Below are 22784 nucleotides of genomic sequence, written 5' to 3' on the forward strand. Positions count from 1 at the left end.
TTATCATAATTACTAATTTTGTTTGGTAAAGAAAAAAATTAAACTATGGCAGGATTGACATCTTCTTCAATCGGAAAAAAATTCCTAATGGCTTTGTCAGCAATTTTTTTGTTGGTTTTTCTCATTCTCCACCTTACTGTAAATTTGATTTCAGTTTTTAGTCAGGAAGGATTTAATGGGGCATCGCATTTTATGGGATATAATCCGCTTGTACAGTTTTTAATGCAACCTATCTTGGGGTTTGCAGTGGTGTTTCACTTTGTAATGGGCTTTGTTCTTGAATTTAAGAACAATAGAGCTCGTCCCGTAAAATACGCTTATAGCAATAATGGCGCCAATGCTACTTGGGCTTCCAGAAATATGATTATTTCTGGCGCTGTTATCTTAGCTTTTTTGGCATTGCATTTTTACGACTTTTGGCTTCATGAAATGAACTATAAGTATGTAAATGATTTGCTACCAGATCCTACGCGGTATTGGGAAGAATTACATCACAAATTTTCGAATCTGTGGCGAGTAGCCCTTTATGTGGTTTCCTTTGGTTTACTAGGATTTCACTTATCACACGGATTCCAGTCTTCATTTCAATCGATAGGGGCTACTCATCCAAAGTATTTACCAGCAATTAAAATGATTGGAAATGTGTATTCCGTAATGATCCCTTTAGGATTTATTTTCGTTGCTATTTATCATTTTGTAACTCAATAACCAATTATATAAATTATGGGTTTAGATTCTAAAATTCCAGCTGGGGCATTAGCCGATAAGTGGAAAAATCATAAAGATCACATGGAACTTGTTGCACCAAACAACAGGGATAAAATTGATATTATTGTTGTAGGGACAGGACTTGCAGGTGGTTCAGCAGCTGCAACTTTAGCAGAGCAGGGCTATAATGTAAAAGCATTTTGCTACCAAGATTCTCCTAGGAGAGCACACTCTATTGCGGCTCAGGGAGGGATTAATGCCGCCAAAAATTATCAGAATGATGGCGATTCCATCTACCGATTATTTTACGATACCATTAAGGGAGGAGACTATCGGGCAAGAGAAGCCAATGTCCACCGTTTAGCTGAGGTATCTGGGAATATTATCGACCAGTGTGTAGCACAAGGCGTTCCTTTTGGGAGAGAGTATGGTGGAATGTTGGATAACCGTTCCTTTGGAGGGGTTCAGGTAAAGCGGACTTTTTATGCAAAAGGACAAACGGGCCAGCAGCTACTCTTGGGAGCTTATGCCGCTATGAGCCGACAGATAGGTAAAGGGCGTATCAAGATGTACAATCGTCATGAGATGATGGATATCGTTCTAGTGGATGGGAAAGCAAGGGGGATTATTGCCCGAAATCTGATTACCGGCGAGATTGAAAGACATTCAGCTCATGCAGTGGTAGTGGCGACTGGAGGTTATGGGAATGTTTATTTTCTCTCGACTAATGCAATGGGTTCAAACGCTTCTGCAGTATGGAAAATTCATAAAAAAGGGGCCTATTTTGCAAATCCTTGTTACGTACAGATTCACCCGACTTGTATTCCTGTGCATGGTACTCAACAGTCTAAGTTAACTTTAATGTCGGAGTCTTTAAGGAATTCCGGAAGAATATGGGTGCCTAAGAAGAAGGAAGATGCAGTGGCGATTAGAGAAGGTAAGAAAAAGGCAAAGGATATCCCTGAAGAGGATAGAGACTACTATCTAGAGAGAAGATATCCTGCATTTGGTAACTTAGTACCTAGGGATGTGGCTTCTCGTGCTGCTAAGGAGAGATGTGATGCCGGTTTTGGTATAGAAAATAATGATACTAAAGAAGGCGTATTCTTAGACTTTTCTACTGAAATCATGAAAAAAGGTAAAGAGTCGGCTACCGAGAAAAACATCCACAACCCTTCTTCTGACCAGATTTACTCTTTAGGAAGGGCGTGGGTTGAGGAAAAGTATGGGAACCTCTTTCAGATGTATGAAAAAATAACAGCAGATAATCCATATGAAACTCCTATGAAGATTTACCCCGCCGTACACTACACTATGGGAGGTATTTGGGTAGATTATAACTTGATGTCCTCCATTCCGGGATGTTTCGTTATTGGAGAAGCTAACTTTTCCGATCATGGGGCCAACCGCTTAGGGGCTTCTGCATTAATGCAGGGACTTGCCGATGGATATTTTGTATTGCCCTATACGATTGCTAATTATCTATCTGCTGACATCCGAACAGGAGCGATACCTACCGATACTCCAGAATTTGATCAGGCTGAAAAAAATATTCAGGATAAGATTAGCTTCTTCTTAAATAATAAAGGTAAATACTCTGTCGATCACTTCCATAAGCGATTAGGGAATATCATGTGGAATAAAGTAGGCATGGGGCGCACAGGCAAAGGGCTACAAGAAGCGATTCAGGAAATACAAGAAGTAAGAAAAGATTTTTGGGAAAATGTAAAAGTACCTGGAGAAGCTGACAATCTAAATCCTGAATTGGAAAAAGCTTTTAGAGTAGCGGACTTCTTAGAGTTGGGTCAATTGATGGCGATAGATGCGTTAAACAGAAATGAATCTTGTGGCGGACATTTCCGTGAAGAATATTCCACTCCCGATGGTGAGGCCCAGCGCGATGATCAAAATTATAAATATGTAGCGGCTTGGGAATATAAGGGTGCAGATATTAACCAAGAAGTATTGCACAAAGAAGAGCTTGTTTACGAAAATATTGAAGTAAAAACGAGAAGCTACAAATAATCTCCAACCTTTAAAATAAAAGTTATGAGTGAAAAAAAAGGTCTCAATCTCACACTGAAAATTTGGAGACAAAAAAACGATAAAACAAAAGGTCAATTTGAAACCTATAAAATTACAGATGTATCCCCAGACAGTTCATTTCTGGAAATGTTGGATATTTTGAATGAAAATCTGATTAATGAAGGCAAAGATCCTGTAGCTTTTGATCACGATTGTCGCGAGGGTATTTGCGGGATGTGCTCTTTATATATCAATGGTAGGGCCCACGGACCCGATACAGGTATTACCACCTGTCAATTGCATATGAGACATTTTAAAGATGGAGAAACCATTCATATTGAACCTTGGAGAAGTGCTGCTTTTCCCGTAATTAAGGATTTGGTAGTCGATCGTTCCGCTTTTGATAGAATTATGTCTGCAGGTGGCTTTATTTCTGTAAATACTTCCGGAAGAACTACAGATGCTAATAATATTCCGGTACCAAAAGAAGATGCAGATAAGGCTATGGATGCTGCTGCTTGTATCGGTTGTGGAGCTTGTGTGGCTACCTGTAAAAATGGATCGGCCATGTTGTTTGTAGGTGCAAAAGTTTCTCAGTTTGCTTTACTGCCACAAGGGAGAGTAGAGGCCACACGTAGAGTATTGAATATGGTAAAGCAGATGGATGAAGAAGGATTTGGCAACTGTTCCAATACGGGTGCTTGTCAGGTAGAATGTCCAAAAGGCATTTCATTGGAAAATATCTCCAGAATGAATAGAGAATATATACTTGCACAATGTTCCACAGTTGATCATCGTTAATATATATACATCATAATAAAAACCGCCAAATAGGCGGTTTTTGCTATTTGTAGATAAAGAATTTTTTTTACGCTTGTCTTAATTTTTTTAAATTAACAAGCCAGTCACCTTCGGAAGCTCTATATCCAATGGGTAGCGCCAAAACACTTTTTAGGTCTAAAGCCTGATCTAATTTTTTATTATCAAAACCTGTTGTGCATTTAGAACAATTCACTTTTAACCTATTTAAACTTCTATTAAAGACAAAAAAAATTGAGGTATTGAATCATGGTAAAAGCAGTTATTTTTCAAGTTATTCTGGAGGCTAAACCCTGAAATGTTTTTGCAAAATTGATATGAAAGGAAAACTTGTCCACAGAGTTGTTAAATATTGGTTTCAATTCGTTTTTCTAATCTTTGCTTTTGTGGTTGAAAACCGGGCAAAATGCTGTTGGTTTTTACGCTTAGGCACTGAAAGACTGATGTTGGAATGATTGAATAAATCAACCTGAAGAGTTTTGCTTATATAAGCCCTGTCTCTATTAAAAGTCTGTTTTGGAAAGTTCCCTTTATGTGGTGCAGGTCATTTACATCAGCAGCATTTGCGGGTGAAAAATCAAACGAATGCAATATCGCAAACTGCATGAAGTTTAAAGCCAAAGTAACCTATTTTCTGTTCCGTACCATATCCAAATTCGGGCTTTATTGGTTCGGTGGAACAAATTGATGAAGGTTTTGCCTGACTGATTTTACAAATTGCAATATGGGTGGAACCCACTACAAAAATAGCTGTGTATCCTCAAAATTTACAACTTAGGGGGTCTCTCTTATTTTCTCTATGTACCATAAAAGTTTTCTTTTTCTTCTATTGTATACACTTCTTTCTATTTTATCTTCCAAATCTATTCCCGAAATACGCCTAAATAGTTGTAATTCAGAGTTAATAGACCTATATTCCGCAGTAATATTAAGAGCTACAAGCTCCAGATCAGACCATTTGGGAATCCTGATCTGCCTAGAGGAATCAATATCTGTACAGATATTGGTTAATCTTTTAAAATAATTTTGTAGTTTTTAATAAGATCGTTATTGTTAATCAACAAAATAAATGTTTTTTTTAATCAAATGAACAATCTTTTTTCTTTTTTAATTCCTAAATGCACAACAGGTTGGATTAATAAACTAAACAATAGAAATATAAACAACTTAAAAACTCAAATTGCTTAAATGTGAACCATGCGTAGAATATTTTAATAGGAGGTATACCAAAATCAAGTATTGTTTAGGTGAGAGAATTCAGAAGATCAACTTTTTTAAATAAGAAAATAATACATGTATGCATGAGCCATTCTAAAAAGAAAATAGCCAAGAAGTAGGTGATTAAAAAAAAAAAACTATTTTTGTAACAATAAAATTTTGAGATGAAAAAGCTATTATTAATAGTACTATGCGCTTTATTTATAGTGTCTTGTTCAAATAAGAAAACAGTTGTTATTTCTGGTAAAGTAGTGGGGGGATCTCCATTAGAACGAATTGAAATTATAGATATATCAGGCGTAGCCACGCTACCTTTTACCAATTTTGGTGTAGATGCTCAAGGCAACTTTTCGGATACTCTCCAGATTCCCAAAAACGGAGTGTATGCTTTATCTTATGGAGGGCGTTATGGACTGATTTATTTGAAGGGAGGAGAACCCTTAAGATTATCCGGAAATGCAGGAGCAGGTTTCCCTTCAGAATTCACAGTAGAGGGAGCATCTAAAAACAACCTGTTTCTAAAAAAAACACAGGAGTCTGTTACTAATTATTTTTCCAAAATAGACCAAGGGATTATTACCCAGGAGGAACCTAAGACTTTGGTACAGTTAAGAAAATTCAGAACAGATTTAAATAGCCAAATAGATCAGATCGCCAAGTCTACAGGTGCCGACCCTGATTTAGTGAAATGGAAGAAAGGAGAATTGGATGTAAATTTGTTGATGTTTTCTGGGCAGTATGAAATGATGCACGGAGAGCTCGTTCATCAGCCTAAATTTAAAGTCTCAAAGGCTTTTAAAGATTACCAAAAAGAATTGAAAGGTGATGAAGATCATATGATTAAGACCTATGCAGCATACCGGAATTATCTATTAAGTGGTTTAGGGCAAGATTTTCAAGCCTATTCAGAGAAAAATAAAAAAGAGGGAACAAGTACTACAGAACTTTTTATCAACTATATCAAAACTAAAAAAGAATACTCACAAATGGTTAAGGATTATTTAATTTCCTTTGTTGCCACGAGTGTAGACTTAACACCAAATCAGCCAGTATCAGAAAAGTTAAGCAAGCTTTTGGATGATAATATTAAAAATACGGAGATAAAATCCGAATTAAAAAAAGTGGAAAAAGCCATTTATGGACTAAAGGAGGGAAGTGATGCTCCTTCGGTAAGCTATCTAGACCTTAACGGCAAAAAAGTCTCAACCTCTTCCTTTAAGGGCAAACCTACTTTGTTGATGTTTTATGCTTCTTGGAATCCATATGTTACACAAGCTGTACCTATGCTTAAAGATATCGTTAATACTTATAAGACTAAAGTCAATATTGTATGTATAGGGATGGATGATACTATGGCACAATTTAAAAATGCAGCAACATCACTTTTAAAAGAGATAGATTGTCAAAAATTATATGCGAAAGGCGGTTTAAAGTCCGAGATCGCTCAAAAATATGCCATTTATGGCTTTAAATTACCGAGTTTCATGATTTTAGATAAAGACGGAAAGATAAGCAGTAGAACATTTTTAGACCCTACAGATCCGAGCTTTAAAACATCTCTGGATAAAGTTTCAGGAATCACAACCCAGCAGCTATCTCCCCAGGGGCAGGCAGGATTACAAGCGGGATCTACTGTGCAAAATGTAAAAGAAGAAGCTAAGGCTAAATAATAGGAGATGCAGAAGAAAAAGAAAAATCAAATTCTTGAAAATATTAGACTCCTTTCAGCCGGTGCGAAAGGAGTTTCTGTTGGTAAAACAGAGGATGGTAAAACCATTTTGATAAGTGGAGCTGTACCCGGTGACACGGTGAATGCTCGTGTTAAAAAAACGAAAAAAAATTATATTGAAGCAGAATCTATAGAGTTAGTTGAAAAATCTCCCTACAGGGTAGAGCCTCAGTGTATGCATTTTAGTGTATGTGGGGGCTGTAAATGGCAAAATCTGAGCTATGAAAAACAATTGGAGTTTAAGCAGGATGAAGTGGTAAACAATATTCGTAGGATAGGGGGAGTAGTAGACTTTGAAATTTCACCTATTCTAGGATCAGAGGAGCGCTATTTTTATCGAAATAAAATGGAATTCTCTTTTTCTAATGCCAGATGGCTTACACTAGAAGAGGTTAACTCTACCGAGGAAATTTCAGACAGAAATGCATTAGGCTTTCATATTCCGGGACAATGGAGTAAAATATTAGACCTAAAAGAATGTTTTTTACAAGAAGCACCTTCCAATGATATCCGCCTTGCTATAAAACATTACGCAGAAGAAAACCGACTTTCATTTTTTGATGTTCGGCATCAGGAAGGCTTTCTTCGAACCCTCATGATGCGTCAGAATTCCAGAGGTGAATGGATGGTATTGCTACAACTTTTTGAAGAGAATGAGGTGCAGCGGGTGCAACTTCTGGATTTCTTACTCCAGCGTTTTCCAAAGATTAGTACTTTACTTTACGCCATTAACCCGAAGGGGAATGATAGTTTGTATGATTTGGATATTCATACTTACTATGGGGAAGGATTTCTATATGAAGAAATGGATGGATTAAAATTTAAAATAGGGCCAAAATCCTTTTTCCAGACCAATTATAAACAGGCGCTAGAGCTCTATCGTAAAACTTTGGAATTTGCAGATTTAAAAGGTGATGAAGTGGTGTATGATCTCTATACCGGAACAGGAACCATCGCTCAATATGTGGCTAGAAATGCCAAGCAGGTGATAGGCATAGAGGCCGTGCAAGAAGCTATAGATGCCGCTAAAGAACATGCTGCATTGAATGGATTAGCCAATTGTACTTTTTATTGTGGGGATATGAAGGATATTTTTAATCAAGACTTTCTTAAATCTCATCCTAAAGCCGATGTCTTAATAACAGACCCTCCACGAGATGGTATGCACCCTAAGGTGGTGGAGCAAATTTTAAATTTATCCCCCAAAAAAATTGTATATGTAAGTTGTAATTCTGCAACACAGGCTAGAGATTTGGCTATGTTAAAAGAACATTATAATTTAGTCAGGATTTTGCCTGTGGATATGTTTCCACAAACCCACCATGTGGAGAATATAGCATTACTTATTAAAAAGTCATGAAGTATTTAAAAATCATATTTTGTATTCTTCCCTTTCTACTGCTGTTTTTTGCTTGTAGCCAGGAAGATGATATCTGCACTGAAGGAGGCTCGCCGCGAATGAAAGTAAAATTCAAAAAAGAAGGAAAGCTTTATACAGTCGATAGTCTCAGTATAGGTATAATATCCGATCATAAGATCCTGAAAGTATTAGATAATGTAAAGGATGTAGATTCTGTCTATATCCCTTTGAAGGTGAATGGTGAAGGGTATACCGATATTTTGGTGCAGAGCAATCTCAGTGTAAAAGATAATTATTCGGAAATCAGGGTAAAGTATGATGAGAAATCCGAATATGTATCTCCGGGTTGTGGAATTCGTAAATTATATGATCACCTTTCAGCCATTATCAGGAAGCCGCAGGAGGTGAAGAGTATAGAAGTTAATGCTAATCAGATTCATGATGAAAACAAGACTGTTCTTTACCTTAATTTTTAGTTTTATTGTTCTTCTTTTCCCAGCACAGAAAAAAAAAACAATAAAAGATTCCTCTGCCACCACCGATAAAGAAGTCTATCATTCCCATATAATGGTGGGAATAGATGTATTAAATTTAGGATTAATGGCATTTACGGAGGATAGAAGGCTACAGGGTTTTGTATCCATGCATATCCATCCAAAACTTTATGCATTAGCAGATGTAGGCTATGAAAAGAACCGATATAATAAGAATGGATATAATGTTTTGGCAAACGGTTTTTTTATTAAGGCAGGGAGTGTGTATATGCTAAGCTCTGATTCTCATTTTTTAGAAAATGGATTTTATGCTGGAGGTAAAGTAGCGGCCTCTTTTTACCAGCAGGACATAAAGTCGATCCCTATAAGAGGATTTCAGGGTTATGATTCTTTTGAGTCCTTTCCCAAATCATCTCAGTCCAGTTATTGGCTTGAAGGGGCCGTAGGGGGCCGCGTATCGCTGTTGAGCTCTCGTTTCTTCATCGATTTACAACTTCAACCCAAATATATGATTTATACTACCAAACAAGAGAAGATAGAGCCCATGGCAGTACCAGGGTTTGGTACAAATTCTAATAAATTTAAACTAGGTATTTCTTGGAATCTTGCCTACTGGTTCTGATATAAACATCAATAGGGTTTATGGATCCGATGCCCCTCTAAAGACAGTATATTGAAGGATGCTAGAAGGCAGTTGCTTAGAATAAAATAAGTTCAGATCTTACTTAGACGAGTAACTAAGACTCTAGTTAAGAGAATAAGTACTTTATTTTTTCATTTCCTACAAGTTGTTTTATTGTGGTAGTAAGAATAAAATAGTATTTACTCCTTATATTAGGGTAGAAGATATCGTTTTAAAGCGTAAGAAGATATTCAAGGATGGGATTGTTAAATTTCCATTCACCCTATAAAAGCCCCCGTAGAATAAACTTGAGGGCTATGTTGTAAACATCAGCCAGATGCCTTAGCTGGTTTTGGTGCTGTATAGTAAATCTTCTATCACTTTTTGGGTCGAAAGCTGTAAGTGATGTAGGTCTTTGTTGTTTTCGATAACATAGTCTGCAAGCTTAATTTTTTTTTGTTCCGGCATTTGTTGATGGATAATTTCTTCTACTTGGCGATAGGTTTTACGATCCCTATCCATTACACGTTTAATGCGACGGCACTCATCTGCTGTTATCAGGACGCTTTTATAGCAATGAGTATTTAGCTTAAGCTCAAAAAGTAGGGCTGTTTCTTTAAAAATAATCTCCTGACTCTGTTTTTGTACCCATTCTTGGAAATCCACATTAACTGCTGGATGGATGATAGCGTTTAGTTGTTTAAGTAATTCGGTATGCATGAACACTTGATGGGAGACGTACGTTCTATTGTAGTTTCCATTTTCATCATAAGCTTGATCTCCCAGCAGCTGGAGGATTTTCTTTTTTAGGGGCTCCTCTTTATTGACGAGATCTTTTGCTTTGGCATCGGAGTTGTAAACAGGGTATCCCATTTCTTCTATAAAATGAGATACGGTCGTTTTTCCCGAACCTATGCCTCCGGTTAATCCGATAATCTTTTGCATAATCTAGTAACCAAATACATCGTTGAATTGATAAACGTCATTTAAGCGAGGGCCTTTTTCTGTCATTTTCAGAGTCGCCAGTTCATGATGAGCATCATGTTCAAAGAATAAAATATACTCGTTGTCGATCGCTTGTTTGAGAAATTTTTCTTTTTCCGAAAGTGTCAACAGGGGGCGCGTATCATATCCTAGAGTGTAAATAAGAGGTATATGCCCTATGGTAGGGATAAGGTCGGCGACGAAAACAATAGTTTTATCCTGATATTTGATTACCGGCAGCATTTGCTTTTCTGTATGTCCGTCTACAAAGAGAATATCCATTTTTAGATCTGGGGCAAAACTATAATTTCCGGTAGAGGGCAGGGGTAAAAAGTTGAGCTGTCCACTTTCTTGAATAGGGAGAATATTTTCCTTCAAAAAGCTGGCTTTTTCTCTGGGATTAGGCTCTATCGCCCACTGCCAGTGTTTTTCATTACTCCAGTAGCGAGCGTTCTTAAAAGAAGTACGATAGCCGTTCTTATCCTGATTCCATTCCACAGCTCCACCGCAGTGGTCTAGGTGTAGATGGGTGAGAAAAACATCGGTAATATCATCTTTTATAAAACCATATTTCGCCAACGATTTCTCCAGAGTAGTCTCTCCCCAGAGTTCGTAATAACTAAAAAACTTTTCACTTTGTTTATGACCAATACCGTTGTCGATAAGGATGAGGTTCTTGCCGTCTTCAATAAGTAAACAGCGCATACTCAGGTCAATGAGGTTTCTATGATCTGCTGGATTTGTTTTCTCCCAAATAGATTTCGGAACAATGCCGAACATGGCACCTCCATCTAATTTAAAATTTCCAGTTTCTATAGGATATAATTTCATAAATAATATTTTGTGTTAATGTTATAAATCGTCAGTGTTATTATTGTAGAAGGCTGCGCTGCTTAGGCTATGAGTTTTATCTGTAGCATAATATTTTAACATAATTTATTAAAAACAAAAGAAAATTCCAATTCCGTAGGGAAACTGGATTTCTCAAAAAAGTTAAATTTTTAGAGAGATTATACAATTAATTAGTACTCCATGGTGTGGTATATCTCTTTTTAGAAAAGTTCGTCCAGTTTTTTGGGTTGGGCCATATTTAGGTGTACATAAGTTTTTTCAGTCACTTCGCGGCCTCGAGGTGTACGAATAATAAAGCCTTCTTGAATCAGAAAAGGCTCGTATACCTCTTCCAGTGTTTCTGGATTTTCCCCTATGGAAGTTGCTAGAGCATTAATTCCTACGGGGCGGGCTTTAAAATTTTCAATCATGGTTATGAGAATTTTATTATCCATTTCATCAAGACCGTATTCGTCGACCTTTAAAGCATTCAGAGCAAATTTAGTGATTTCAATTTCGATAGTTCCATTTCCTTTTATGTCTGCAAAATCCCGTACCCGTCTTAATAGGGCATTTGCTATCCTGGGAGTTCCTCGGCTTCTGCGTGCAATTTCAATAGCGGCATTTTCATAAATTTTCACCCCCATAACCCGGGCGCTCCGTTGAATAATAGTTGAGAGTAATTCTATATTGTAATATTCCAACCTTGACTGAATTCCAAATCTTGCCAGCAAAGGTTTAGTCAGCATGCCCGAGCGAGTGGTAGCCCCCACTAAAGTAAATGGATTAAGGCTAATCTGAACTGACCGCGCATTGGGACCTGTTTCCAACATAATATCAATTTTAAAATCCTCCATTGCGGAGTAGAGATATTCTTCTACTACTGGAGATAGACGGTGAATTTCGTCTATAAATAAAACGTCGTTCTCTTCCAAGTTGGTAAGAAGCCCTGCAAGATTGGCGGGTTTATCTATAACCGGACCAGAGGTGAGTTTACAATTAACCCCAAGTTCATTCGCAATAATATGAGCTAAGGTGGTTTTTCCTAATCCTGGAGGGCCATGTAATAGAACGTGATCTAAAGAGCTATCTCGAGATTTTGCAGCGGCCACAAAAACTTCTAAATTTTCCAAAGTTTGACGTTGCCCAGCGAAATCTTTAAAACTTTGTGGGCGTATATGTTCTTCCTGATATAGTTCATCATCAGAAAAGTTCTCTTTATCAGGGCGAAGGAAATTAGGCATAACTGGACTTGTATGAACCCAAATTTAGGAAAAAATAAAATTCAATCAAATTTCTATTTTTATTGTAAATTAGTAAAATGAAATTGATCGGACCGTTTAGGCAGGTAGTCACCCTTGCTAATTTACCCTTGAGAGGGAGTTTGAGAGATGAGCAACTGGAAGTAATAGAGTGTGCAGGAATCGTAGTTAACGCTCGTAGCATTATTAAAGTGGGAAATTTTGAACACTTAAAACAAGAGTTCCCCCATATTAATATTGAATATATAGAAGGAGAGCAAATAGCGATGCCTGCATTTACAGATTGTCATACGCATATCTGCTTTGGTGGGAATCGAGCTAATGACTTTTCGCTTCGAAATGCAGGTAAAACCTACTTGGAAATTGCGGAGTCTGGAGGCGGGATATGGAGTTCTGTCAAGCATACGCGTGAAACTTCAGAAGCCGATTTATTAAAAGATCTGTTGATTCGTATCGATGATCTCATTAGACAGGGGATTACGACCATTGAAATTAAAAGTGGATATGGTCTAAAATTGGATTGTGAGCTCAAAATGCTCAGAGCGATCAATAGTGCAAAGGAATATACACCGGCGAAATTGGTTCCTACGTGTTTAGCGGCTCATGCCCATCCCAAAGATTTTAAAGGAGGATCTAGGGAATACCTTAATTATGTATTGGAATATATTTTACCTGTAGTTCAGGAAGAAGATTTAGCCAAGCGCGTCGATATCTTTATAGAAACATCAGCCTTTGAGCCCGAGGATAGCAGAGCATTTTTACAACGTGCTAAAGCTATGGGTTTCCATTTAACAGTACATGCCGATCAGTTTACTACGGGTGGATCTCGTATTGCCGTAGATTGTGGAGCACAGTCAGTAGATCACTTAGAAGCTACGAATGAAGGGGATATTCGTTATATCGCCCAATCCAATACGGTAGCCGTGGTTCTGCCTGGTGCTAGTTTAGGTTTGGGAATGGCCTTTGCACCAGCACGTAAATTATTGGATGCAGGTGCTATTTTGGCCATTGGGACAGATTGGAACCCCGGATCTGCACCGATGGGAAAACTCATCATGCAAGCCTCTGTTTTGGCTACTTCTCAGAAGTTATCCACAGCAGAAGTTTTAGCAGGGATTTGCTTTAGAGCGGCTTATGCTTTAGGATTTGAGGATAGGGGGGTATTGACCGAAGGAAAAAGGGCTGATTTCGTCTGTTTTAAGACAGATCATTATCAGAATGTATTATATAGGCAAGGGGGACTTCAACCTTGTGCCGTTTTTATAAAAGGCCAAAAATACGCATAGACAGATGAAATGGCATGGGCGTATGGATGGGGAAGATGCATTGAATAGAAGGCTTTTCCAGGTTGTTGGTATTGAAAAGGAATATAGAAGACTGGGAGAGGACAGCTTTTTTTTGCACGGTTTCGAGGTAGATGAGGGAGTAAAGCGTAATCAGGGAAGAGCAGGGGCTTCGTCAGCGCCTGATATTATACGCGAGAATATGGGAAATTTTCCTGTTGTATCCCCCCAATTTCGTCTATATGATTTTGGAAATATTCAGTGTGTGGATGGCCAGTTAGAAGATGCTCAGTACAGATTAGCCAACGCTGTAGCCAGGGGGCTTGTTGAAAAGGCTAAAAGTATAGTATTGGGTGGAGGGCATGAAGTGATGTATGCACATTACTCAGGTCTTAAAAAAGCTTTTCCTACTTCTAAAATAGGCATAATTAATTTTGATGCCCATTTTGATAATAGAATACCCGTAAATCAGCAGGCGACCTCGGGCACAGGATTCTGGCAAATAGCATCCCAAGGTGAAATTTATTCATTACATGTTGGGATCCAGAGAAATAGCAATACCCTGAAATTATTTGATACGGCTCACCAATATGGAATGAACTATATTTTGGCGGAGGAGTTATTTTTCCAAAACTTACACCAACTTTATGCTAAAGTCGATGATTTTATAAAGCCCCTGGATATACTCTATCTTACCATTTGTATGGATGTTTTTAATGCATCTATTGCACCGGGGGTAAGCGCTCCTGCTTATAACGGTATGTATGCAGATCACACTTTTATGTTATTATACCGGCATATATTGCAAAATAAAAAACTAAGAGCGCTGGATGTAGCTGAAGTTAATCCTCTATACGATATTCAGAACAGAACAGCACGTTTAGCCGCTTCATTGGTAAATGAGTGGTTAATGATATAGGATTAAAAACAAATATTTTATAAATATAATGTTAAATATAGAACAAACTCAAGCGAAGTTAGAACAAGCTGATAAAGCTTTTATGGAATGGAGAAAAGTAACATTTGAAGAAAGGCAACGATTGTTATCAGCTGTAGCACACTTATTATTGGAGAAAGCCGATACGCTGGCCAATATCATTACAAAGGAGATGAATAAGCCTGTTTCTCAATCCATTGCGGAGATTGAAAAATGTGCTGCGTTGATTCACTATTATGTTAAAGCGGATAATATATTGAAACCGGAAATAGTAGAGACTCCATATAGTGTGAGTGAAATACAACATTCTCCCATGGGGGTTATACTAGGGATTATGCCTTGGAATTATCCTTTTTGGCAGGTTATCCGATTTGCAATTCCAGCTATATTAGCGGGAAATACGGTCGTGTTAAAACACGCGTCTATTTGTTTTGAAAGCGGGAATACCATACAAAAAATATTTGAGGAAGCGGGGTTGCCCCAGGGAATTTTCCTCCATCTAGAAATAGGACACAGAAGTATTAAGGATGTGTTAGAAAACCCAATTGTAAAAGGGGTGAGCCTTACCGGTAGTGAGTTGGCAGGAACTTCTGTAGCTGCCCTGGCTGGGGCGAATATTAAAAAATCTGTATTAGAGCTCGGCGGTAGTGATGCCTTTATCGTGTTGGCAGATGCCGACTTTGATCAAGCAGCAGAGGTAGGTGCAGAATCCCGTCTTCAAAATTGCGGACAGGTTTGTGTGGCAGCAAAAAGGTTTATTATTCATCAGGCTGCAGAGGAAGCTTTCTTACCAAAATTTATTCAGGCTTATAAGAAGTTTATTCCTGGAGACCCTCAGGATAAGAATACAAAAATTTCAGGAATGTCACGCAAAGATTTGGCAGATGAGTTAGAGGCTCAATATCAGAAAGCCATACGAAATGGTGCGGAAGTTATCATAGCTTTAGAAAGAGTATCGGATTTAGCTTTTAACCCCGGGTTAATAAAAGTGAAAGAAGGGAATCCTATTTTGGAAGAAGAATTATTTGGGCCCCTGGGAATGGTGTTGATAGGTGAAGACGATGAAGACTGCTTAAGGCTAGCCAACACCAGTAGATTTGGACTAGGAAGTGCGGTATGGACCCAACAAAAGGAAAAAGCATTGTTTTTTGCAGAAAACTTGGAAGCAGGAACGGTAGCGATCAATAAAATGACTAAAACAATGCCCGAGATGCCTTGTGGAGGGGTTAAATATTCCGGTTATGGAACAGAACTTTCTTTACAGGCTTTAAAAGAATTTACGGTACCTAAAAGTGTCGTAGGAATCATTTGAAAAAATAAAGAGACCGCTCATGAGCGGCCTCTTTATTTTTTATTCAAAAGAAAAATCTAAAAATGGAGATTTTTGGAATACCATGATTAACAATTAAATAGTCGTCAATCGTAAGGTATTGGTTTTCCCTCCTTCATGAACTGGCATTGCGTTTAGGTTGACCACCAAATCACCCTGTTCCACTAATCCGTAGTTCCAGGTGAGCATATTCACTTGAATAATGGTTTCATCAGTAGATTTCTTCATATCATAGAAATATGCTCTTACACCCCATAGTAGATTCAGCATGGTTAAAACCCGTTTATTAGAACTAAATACAACGATATGAGAATTCGGTCTATGAGAAGAGATTTGGAATGCGGTATAGCCTGAATAGGTAAGGGTGAGGATAGCTTTTACATCTGTTTTTTCAGCAATTCTCACTGCGGAATAGCAAACCGTATCTGTCACGAAGCGGTCGTCCACACAGTTTATTTTCTCTATAGGTTTATTTTGTGAGCTATACATTTGAGTATTCTCAATGTTCCTTACAATCTTAGCCATAGTTTTTACTACATCTACGGGGTATTTACCCACAGAAGTCTCTCCTGATAGCATTACAGCATCGGCACCATCTAACACTGAGTTGGCTACATCATTCACCTCTGCTCTGGTAGGTGTCATACTATTAATCATCGACTCCATCATCTGGGTAGCCACAATAACAGGTTTAGAGTATTTTCTAGCCTTCTCTGCTAACTGCTTTTGGATTAAGGGAACTTCTTCCATAGGGACTTCCACTCCTAAGTCGCCCCTTGCCACCATAATTCCATCGCATTCGGAGAGAATTTCATCTATATTTTTAACCCCTTCAGGTTTTTCAATTTTAGCGATAATCGGAGTGCGGAAGAGTTTTGCAGCAGGATGGGCTGCTATAAGTTCTTTTAAATCTATGATATCTTGTGCATGACGTACAAAAGAAAGTGCTATCCAGTCGAATTCATGATCCAGGATAAAAGTTGTATCCTGAATATCCTTTTCTGTCAGGGCAGGAAGAGAGATGTGGGTGTTGGGAAGGTTGACACCTTTTTTAGAACTTAATGGTCCCCCTTGAATCGTCTTCGCTTTAACGGTATCTTTTCCGTTGGTATCGATCACTTCTAAAACAAGCTTGCCATCATCAATAAGGATTTTCTCGCCGACTTTAACGTCCAGAGGAAATCTCTCATAGGTCATATATACTTTACTAGAGTCGCCTTCAATTTTTTCATTAGTAAAGGTGAGTACATCTCCAGGGTTCAGATAAGAGCCGTCTTTTACAACTCCCACTCGCAATTTTGGGCCCTGAAGATCGCCTAGTATAGAGGTGGAAAACCCATATTCGGCATTAATTTCGCGAATGATACGAACATTTTGCTTGACTAACTCATAGTCAGCATGTGAAAAATTAATTCTGATAACATCTGCGCCGGCCTGTACCATACGCAAGATTGTTTCTTTATTAGATGATGCAGGCCCAAGGGTCGCAATAATTTTCGTTTTCTTTAGATATTCACTCATTTTCTTGAATATATTGATATATTAATTCGTTGGGTTGAATCTGATATTCCTGAATGGGAAAGATTGCATTTTCAGGTAACAAAATTAAGGAAAAATCGGGATATGAGTCTTTCGTTTTTATTAAGAAATCGACATCTTGATAATCTTCCAGTAAATAGCTTTGATCGGCCACACCTTCAAAAAGGTTAAGCGCTGTATTGTTCCTTTTTACAAAGGATTTATTGGCGATAATTTGATAGATATTTTCACTCTTTTCATCCTGAGCTTGCATACACAAAAACTCATATTCTATAGCAGCGTTACGGGTCATGAAATTTTCTATTCTATAGAAAGGAAAGGCAGTGTAACGATTAATCTTAAAAAAAAACAGGTGAGCAGGAATCGGATGTTTTAGGCGAATTAATCCAATATTGATTGGTTCACAATCATTGCAATCAAGGCGTATTTTTTTTGTTTTCGCCATTAATATTTTCTTTTTTTTGTAATGCGTAGTAGGCACGTTGAGCAGCTTTCTCTTCCGCTTTCTTTTTAGAAGCTTCCGAAGCATTCGAAATTTGTTTATCTTCTATCCATACACTGCTACGAAAATGTACAGATTTATTGATATAATTTTCTTCTGAGGTCTCAAAGCGAAGGTTTATTTTCTGCTTTTGACCCCATTCCAAAAGTAAGCCTTTATAGCTGATAATTTTATTTTCTAAATTCAGAATATCTTGTTTGGTTAATAATTGACCTAAAACAATTTCTCTGCATTTATCATAATCTACATCTTGATAAATTGCTCCTACTAACGCCTCAAAGAGATTCCCTTGAATATTTTCACTTAAGGTCGTATTCTCTTTATTTTGTAAAAACTCGGTTAATCCTAGGCGTTCCCCAAGCGCATTTAAATTTTTACGATTGACGACTTTCGATTTCATCTGGGTTAAAAAACCTTCATTCGCATGAGGGTATTCGTGGAAAATATAGCAGGATACAATACTTCCTAAAACAGCATCTCCCAGATACTCCAAACGCTCATAATTGAAGGCTTCTTTGGTGGTGATTTGTGATTTTAAAGTGAAAGCCTCTTTGAAGAGTGAAAGATCATTAACCTTATAGCCTGTCAGTTTATTGATGGCTGCTTTAAATGTTTTATCTTTTTCAGATAAATTTTCAGTTCTTTTTTTTAAAATATTGGAAAAATAATTTTTAATCTCCATTAAATCTTTTTGAATAAAACACAGGCATTATGTCCTCCAAATCCAAAAGTATTACTCATTGCAATATTTACCTCCTTCTTCACAGCATGATTAAAAGTGAAGTTCAGTCTACTATCCAGTTGCTCATCGTCCGTAAAGTGATTGATCGTTGGAGGGATCATACCGTGTATAATGGTGCCTAAAGATGCAATAGACTCAATAACACCAGCTGCACCCAATAGGTGACCCGTCATGGATTTAGTTGAGTTGATCTGAATATCAAAGGCGTGTTCGCCAAAGAGTTTAGCAATGGCTTGAGATTCTGCAATATCTCCCAAAGGAGTAGAGGTACCATGCATATTGATGTGATCCACTTCATCAGCTGTGACCTCTGCATCTTCTAAACATCTATTCATGACTAAGTAAGCTCCGAAACCCTCTGGATGTGGAGCCGTCATATGGTGAGCGTCGGCGCTAAGACCTCCTCCTAATAGTTCTGCATAAATGGTAGCGCCTCTCTTTACGGCATGTTCATATTCTTCTAGAATAACACAACCCGCTCCTTCACCCAGTACAAAACCGTCCCTATCTTTGTCGAAGGGGCGGGAGGCTGCCTTAGGATCATCATTTCGGGTAGAAAGCGCATGCATAGCATTGAAGCCTCCTACACCACTTGCCGTAACAGCCGCTTCAGAACCTCCGCATACAATAATGTCGGATTTGCCTAACTGAATAAGCATTTTGGCATCAATAATAGCATTGGCAGAAGACGAACATGCGGATACTGTAGTATAATTAGGACCGTGAAAGCCAAATTCTATAGAGATGTTTCCTGGTGTAATATCAGCAATCATTTTGGGAATGAAGAAAGGATTAAATCGTGGACTTCCGCCTCTATGTGCATAGCCCAGTACTTCAGTTTCGAAGGTCTCCAGACCGCCGATTCCGGAGCCCCAGATGACGCCTACACGATTTTTATCCACCTTATCTTCAATAATGCGGCTGTGAGCAATAGCTTCGCGAGCTACAATTTGCCCGAATTGCGAGTTTCGATCCATTTTTTTCGCTTCCTTTTTATCGAAATAATTCAGGGGATCAAAATTTTTAACCTCACAGGCAAATTTTGTTTTAAAATTAGTGGAATCAAAAAGAGTAATCGGAGCAGCTCCGCTAGTTCCTTTAATAAGGTTTTCCCAATACTCATTAGCATTATTTCCAATTGGTGTTAGGGCTCCGAAGCCTGTTACCACTACTCTCTTTAATTCCATAATTTTTTTTTAATTTTCTTGCAACAATTATTTGTTGACTACTTCTTCGATATAAGCAATTGCGTGTCCTACTGTTGTAATTTTTTCAGCTTGATCATCAGGTATTTGAATGTTGAATTCCTTTTCAAATTCCATGATCAATTCAACAGTATCCAGAGAGTCTGCTCCTAAATCGTTAGTGAAGCTAGCTTCTGGTGTAACTTCTGTTTCTTCCACGTCTAGCTTATCAGCGATGATAGCTTTAACTCTTGATGCGATGTCTGACATAGTAAATGTATTTTTAAAAATTGTTAATCCAACTGCAAATATATAAAAAATCGAATTATTCACGATTTTTTTGCTTAAATTTGGTCATTTGGTAGATTCCGAAAAATAAGATTCTATAAACGAATTGTTTAAATTTAGTATCTTTTCGCTCAGCCTTAATTTTATTCATTATTTTTGCATGAAAAAATATAGAATGGATGATTTTTTTGATAATGATGATGATATTTATGACGGCAATCAGCATACGCCACTCCGAAAAGATGCCTTTGAATTATCTACGCAACAAAAGGTAGAGCGTATTAGCCATCTCTTTGAGCAGATTATGCATACGCTGGGAATGGATATGACAAACGATAGCTTAAAAGATTCACCTAGACGGGTTGCTAACATGTATGTTCATGAGATTTTCGGGGGGTTGCTTCCTGAAAATAAACCCGGTATATCAACCTTTAATAATCAGTATAAATATAGGCAGATGCTTGTAGAAAAAGATATCACGGTATATTCTTTCTGCGAGCACCATTTTTTACCTATTATAGGTAAAGCGCATATAGCTTATATATCAAACGGAAAGGTAATAGGCTTATCCAAAATGAATAGGATTGTAGATTATTACGCCAGAAGGCCTCAGGTTCAGGAGCGGCTGACCATGCAGATTGTAGAAGCGATGAAAGAGGCTTTAGGGACTGTCAATGTGGCCTGTATTATAGATGCGAAGCACCTGTGTGTCAATTGTCGCGGGATAAAGGATACCGCCAGTTCCACTATTACTGCCGAGCTGAGTGGTATTTTTAGGACGAATCCCATTACCCGTCAGGAATTTCTCCACTATGTCGGAAGTCATGCTAAATTCGATTAATGTGACAAAAATAAAAGAAGGGTTCAGTGAGTACTTATCCTTACCAAGAGGCTTGCTATGCTCTTGGATCATTATTTAAAATAGTATAAAAATGATAAAGCTTAGAAAATTTTCACGTAGATGTTTTTCTTATTGTTGTAGAGAACTTAGAATAGGGAATAGATGTTGTAGAAAATTAGGATTCTATCATTTTAACTTTTAAAATCTTGCAGAATGCAACTTAAAATATACAATTCGCTCACGGGAGAAAAGGAGAATTTTCAACCTATATTGGAGGGGAATATCGGGCTATATGTTTGTGGACCGACTGTTTACAGCAATGTACACCTGGGGAATGTACGGACCTTTCTCTCCTTTGATTTTATTTACAGAACTTTACAATTCTTAGGCTATAAGGTAAGATATGTTAGAAACATTACTGATGCAGGGCATTTAACCGATGATGGAAATATCGAGAATGATAGGTTTGTCAGGCAGTCGCGTTTGGAAAAACTTGAGCCTATGGAGATCGTACAAAAGTACACTGTAGACTTTCACGAAGTATTAAAGAAATTTAATCTTTTGCCCCCTACGATAGAACCTACTGCTACAGGACATATTGTAGAGCAAATTGAATTAACGAAAAAACTCATAGAAAAAGGTTTTGCTTACGAAAGCAATGGTTCCGTATATTTTGATGTCCTGGAATATAATGCAAGAGGTCTAAATTACGGAGAATTGAGTCGCAGAAATATAGAGGAGCTTTTTGCCAATACCCGAGATCTTGATGGGCAGGGGGAGAAAAAAAATCCGCAGGATTTTGCCCTTTGGAAGAAAGCTTCTCCTCAGCATATTATGAGATGGATCTCTCCCTGGGGAGAGGGGTTTCCGGGATGGCATCTAGAGTGTACGGTAATGAGTACTAAATATTTAGGAGATAGATTTGATATTCATGGAGGAGGTATGGATTTAAAGTTCCCCCATCATGAATGTGAGATTGCCCAAGCCAAAGCTTGTAACCAGGTAGCACCTGTAAATTACTGGATGCACGCCAATATGCTAACGATGAATGGGCAACGAATGAGTAAATCTACCGGAAATTATATTCTGCCTATGCAGTTGGTTACCGGGGAGAATGATTTTTTTGAGAAACCTTTCCATCCTAGTGTTTTGCGCTTCTGCTTTTTGCAGGCTCATTACCGAAGTGTATTGGACATTTCTAATGAGGCTATGCTGGCCAGTGAAAAGGGGTTCAGTCGTTTAATGGAAGCGGTGAAAATACTAGAAGACCTTCAGCCTTCAGAGCAATCGACTCTCCATGTAGAAAATTGGGTAGACAAAGCTTATTCTGCATTACTCGATGATTTTAATAGCCCGGTGCTGATCTCTTGTCTTTTTGAGGCTGTAAAATGGATTTTCTCCTTACGGGAAGGAAAAGAAAGAATTACACTAGAGGATCTAACTTTATTAAAAGAAAAATTTCATGCTTTTGTATTTGATGTGTTGGGTTTACAGCGAATAGAAAAAACAGCGAACCATAAGCTCGATGACACTTTGCAATTACTCATTGAACTGCGAAATCAGGCGAGAAAAGCCAAAAACTGGGCTTTATCGGATGAGATCAGAGACCGTCTTATGGAAAAAGGTATAGAGCTAAAAGATGGGAAAGACGGAACTACTTATACGATTAGCTAATATGCTAGTAAAAAATAAAAAAACAGTTTTGAACTGATCAAAAGAGCGGCCGATATACGATAGCCGCTCTTTTTTATGAATTCTTAATTTGCCGGATTAAGTTTTGTGCTCCCTAAAAGGGAGCTGTTTTTATATAAAGTCTATCATATTGCTCCACAAGCCTGTCCGTAGTATGAATATCAGGTTCTTCTCATGTAAGCATGAATGCAGGCTTCAATTTTCTTGAAGATCATGATAAGTTTGATCTGTAAAAACGCATAAAAGTGTAGTAGTTTTATTACACTTTACCCGTGGTGCATTTAAGCAATACGAGTTTTTAAGTTGTTAATATTTCTATTGTTTAGTTTATTAATGCATTGTATAACAGTCATAGCCATTATCTTAGATAATATTCTGTTCTTAAAGCCATCAA

21 protein-coding genes and 2 pseudogenes are annotated in these 22784 nt (G+C 37.8%); 12 read left to right on the forward strand and 11 right to left on the reverse strand.

Annotated features, from left to right (window positions below; translation table 11 throughout):
• Positions 1-45 precede the first annotated feature (45 nt).
• The 3 genes from GNY06_RS07905 to GNY06_RS07915 are packed head-to-tail and all read left to right on the forward strand — an operon-like array spanning position 46 to position 3534.
• Positions 46-708: a succinate dehydrogenase cytochrome b subunit gene (locus GNY06_RS07905; RefSeq protein WP_166519573.1), complete on the forward strand. Its 663-nt coding sequence runs from the start codon at positions 46-48 to the stop codon at positions 706-708.
• A gap of 15 nt (positions 709-723) precedes the next feature.
• Positions 724-2733: a fumarate reductase/succinate dehydrogenase flavoprotein subunit gene (locus GNY06_RS07910; protein WP_176589998.1), complete on the forward strand. Its 2010-nt coding sequence runs from the start codon at positions 724-726 to the stop codon at positions 2731-2733.
• A gap of 24 nt (positions 2734-2757) precedes the next feature.
• Positions 2758-3534, forward strand: a complete 777-nt coding sequence (locus tag GNY06_RS07915) for a succinate dehydrogenase/fumarate reductase iron-sulfur subunit (protein ID WP_166519574.1) — start codon at positions 2758-2760, stop codon at positions 3532-3534.
• Between the two features lie 67 nt (positions 3535-3601).
• Here the strand turns inward: GNY06_RS07915 and GNY06_RS13735 are convergent, their stop codons facing one another.
• Positions 3602-3748: a hypothetical protein gene (locus tag GNY06_RS13735; RefSeq protein ID WP_212995099.1), complete on the reverse strand. Its 147-nt coding sequence runs from the start codon at positions 3746-3748 to the stop codon at positions 3602-3604.
• A pseudogene (locus GNY06_RS15665) lies at positions 3743-4610 on the reverse strand (IS982 family transposase); the annotation flags it as partial. The gene GNY06_RS13735 and the pseudogene GNY06_RS15665, both read right to left, overlap by 6 nt.
• Before the next feature lie 324 nt (positions 4611-4934).
• Between GNY06_RS15665 and GNY06_RS07925 the strand changes: the two are divergent.
• From GNY06_RS07925 to GNY06_RS07940, 4 genes are read left to right on the forward strand one after another with little or no spacing between them, the layout of a single operon-like run.
• Entirely contained in the window at positions 4935-6440 is a 1506-nt protein-coding gene (locus GNY06_RS07925; RefSeq protein WP_166519575.1) for a TlpA family protein disulfide reductase, read from the forward strand.
• A gap of 6 nt (positions 6441-6446) precedes the next feature.
• Positions 6447-7859 carry a 23S rRNA (uracil(1939)-C(5))-methyltransferase RlmD gene (gene rlmD / locus GNY06_RS07930; RefSeq protein WP_166519576.1) on the forward strand — a complete coding sequence of 471 codons (1413 nt, stop codon included), beginning with the start codon at positions 6447-6449 and terminating at the stop codon, positions 7857-7859.
• On the forward strand, positions 7856-8335 hold the full coding sequence (locus GNY06_RS07935; RefSeq protein ID WP_166519577.1) for a DUF6452 family protein: 480 nt from the start codon (positions 7856-7858) through the stop codon (positions 8333-8335). The genes rlmD and GNY06_RS07935 overlap by 4 nt, the downstream gene beginning before the upstream one ends.
• Positions 8298-8975: a DUF6048 family protein gene (locus tag GNY06_RS07940; RefSeq protein WP_244614386.1), complete on the forward strand. Its 678-nt coding sequence runs from the start codon at positions 8298-8300 to the stop codon at positions 8973-8975. Before GNY06_RS07935 ends, GNY06_RS07940 begins: the two co-directional genes overlap by 38 nt.
• 342 nt (positions 8976-9317) lie before the next feature.
• Here GNY06_RS07940 and coaE read toward each other — a convergent pair whose 3' ends face one another.
• From coaE to ruvB, 3 genes are all read right to left on the reverse strand, one after another.
• Complete coding sequence (gene coaE / locus GNY06_RS07945; RefSeq protein WP_166519578.1) at positions 9318-9920, reverse strand: dephospho-CoA kinase; 603 nt, start codon at positions 9918-9920, stop codon at positions 9318-9320.
• 3 nt (positions 9921-9923) lie between these two features.
• A complete protein-coding gene (locus GNY06_RS07950) occupies positions 9924-10790 on the reverse strand; it encodes an MBL fold metallo-hydrolase (protein WP_166519579.1) in 867 nt (288 codons plus the stop codon).
• A gap of 221 nt (positions 10791-11011) precedes the next feature.
• Positions 11012-12034 carry a Holliday junction branch migration DNA helicase RuvB gene (gene ruvB / locus GNY06_RS07955; RefSeq protein WP_166519580.1) on the reverse strand — a complete coding sequence of 341 codons (1023 nt, stop codon included), beginning with the start codon at positions 12032-12034 and terminating at the stop codon, positions 11012-11014.
• Between the two features lie 77 nt (positions 12035-12111).
• On the opposite strand from ruvB, the gene hutI reads away from it, so the two are divergent.
• From hutI to GNY06_RS07970, 3 genes are read left to right on the forward strand one after another with little or no spacing between them, the layout of a single operon-like run.
• Positions 12112-13338, forward strand: a complete 1227-nt coding sequence (gene hutI, locus GNY06_RS07960) for an imidazolonepropionase (RefSeq protein ID WP_166519581.1) — start codon at positions 12112-12114, stop codon at positions 13336-13338.
• Between the two features lie 4 nt (positions 13339-13342).
• Entirely contained in the window at positions 13343-14254 is a 912-nt protein-coding gene (gene hutG / locus GNY06_RS07965; protein ID WP_166519582.1) for a formimidoylglutamase, read from the forward strand.
• Positions 14255-14282: 28 nt separating this feature from the next.
• The gene (locus tag GNY06_RS07970; protein ID WP_166519583.1) at positions 14283-15584 is read left to right on the forward strand and encodes an aldehyde dehydrogenase family protein; all 1302 of its coding nucleotides are present in this window, start codon (positions 14283-14285) and stop codon (positions 15582-15584) included.
• 93 nt (positions 15585-15677) lie between these two features.
• Here GNY06_RS07970 and pyk read toward each other — a convergent pair whose 3' ends face one another.
• Genes pyk through GNY06_RS07995 form a run of 5 tightly spaced genes read right to left on the reverse strand, consistent with a single transcriptional unit; the run spans position 15678 to position 19839 of the window.
• Positions 15678-17123 carry a pyruvate kinase gene (gene pyk, locus GNY06_RS07975; RefSeq protein WP_166519584.1) on the reverse strand — a complete coding sequence of 482 codons (1446 nt, stop codon included), beginning with the start codon at positions 17121-17123 and terminating at the stop codon, positions 15678-15680.
• On the reverse strand, positions 17116-17586 hold the full coding sequence (locus GNY06_RS07980; protein WP_166519585.1) for an IPExxxVDY family protein: 471 nt from the start codon (positions 17584-17586) through the stop codon (positions 17116-17118). The genes pyk and GNY06_RS07980 overlap by 8 nt, the downstream gene beginning before the upstream one ends.
• Entirely contained in the window at positions 17558-18325 is a 768-nt protein-coding gene (locus tag GNY06_RS07985) for a ribonuclease III family protein (RefSeq protein ID WP_166519586.1), read from the reverse strand. Before GNY06_RS07985 ends, GNY06_RS07980 begins: the two co-directional genes overlap by 29 nt.
• On the reverse strand, positions 18325-19572 hold the full coding sequence (fabF, locus tag GNY06_RS07990) for a beta-ketoacyl-ACP synthase II (protein WP_166519587.1): 1248 nt from the start codon (positions 19570-19572) through the stop codon (positions 18325-18327). Before fabF ends, GNY06_RS07985 begins: the two co-directional genes overlap by 1 nt.
• A gap of 27 nt (positions 19573-19599) precedes the next feature.
• Positions 19600-19839: an acyl carrier protein gene (locus GNY06_RS07995; protein ID WP_002976354.1), complete on the reverse strand. Its 240-nt coding sequence runs from the start codon at positions 19837-19839 to the stop codon at positions 19600-19602.
• Positions 19840-20032: 193 nt separating this feature from the next.
• Between GNY06_RS07995 and folE the strand changes: the two genes are divergently transcribed.
• Both folE and cysS read left to right on the forward strand, forming a co-directional pair.
• A complete protein-coding gene (folE, locus tag GNY06_RS08000; protein ID WP_166519588.1) occupies positions 20033-20698 on the forward strand; it encodes a GTP cyclohydrolase I FolE in 666 nt (221 codons plus the stop codon).
• 213 nt (positions 20699-20911) lie between these two features.
• Positions 20912-22372 (forward strand): cysteine--tRNA ligase, encoded by a 1461-nt coding sequence (cysS, locus tag GNY06_RS08005; RefSeq protein ID WP_166519589.1) that lies wholly within the window; start codon positions 20912-20914, stop codon positions 22370-22372.
• A gap of 299 nt (positions 22373-22671) precedes the next feature.
• Here cysS and GNY06_RS15670 read toward each other — a convergent pair.
• A pseudogene (locus GNY06_RS15670) lies at positions 22672-22784 on the reverse strand (IS982 family transposase); the annotation flags it as partial.

Origin of the sequence: Elizabethkingia argenteiflava (assembly GCF_009904105.1) — a bacterium.
GTDB classification, from domain to species: Bacteria; Bacteroidota; Bacteroidia; order Flavobacteriales; family Weeksellaceae; genus Elizabethkingia; species Elizabethkingia argenteiflava.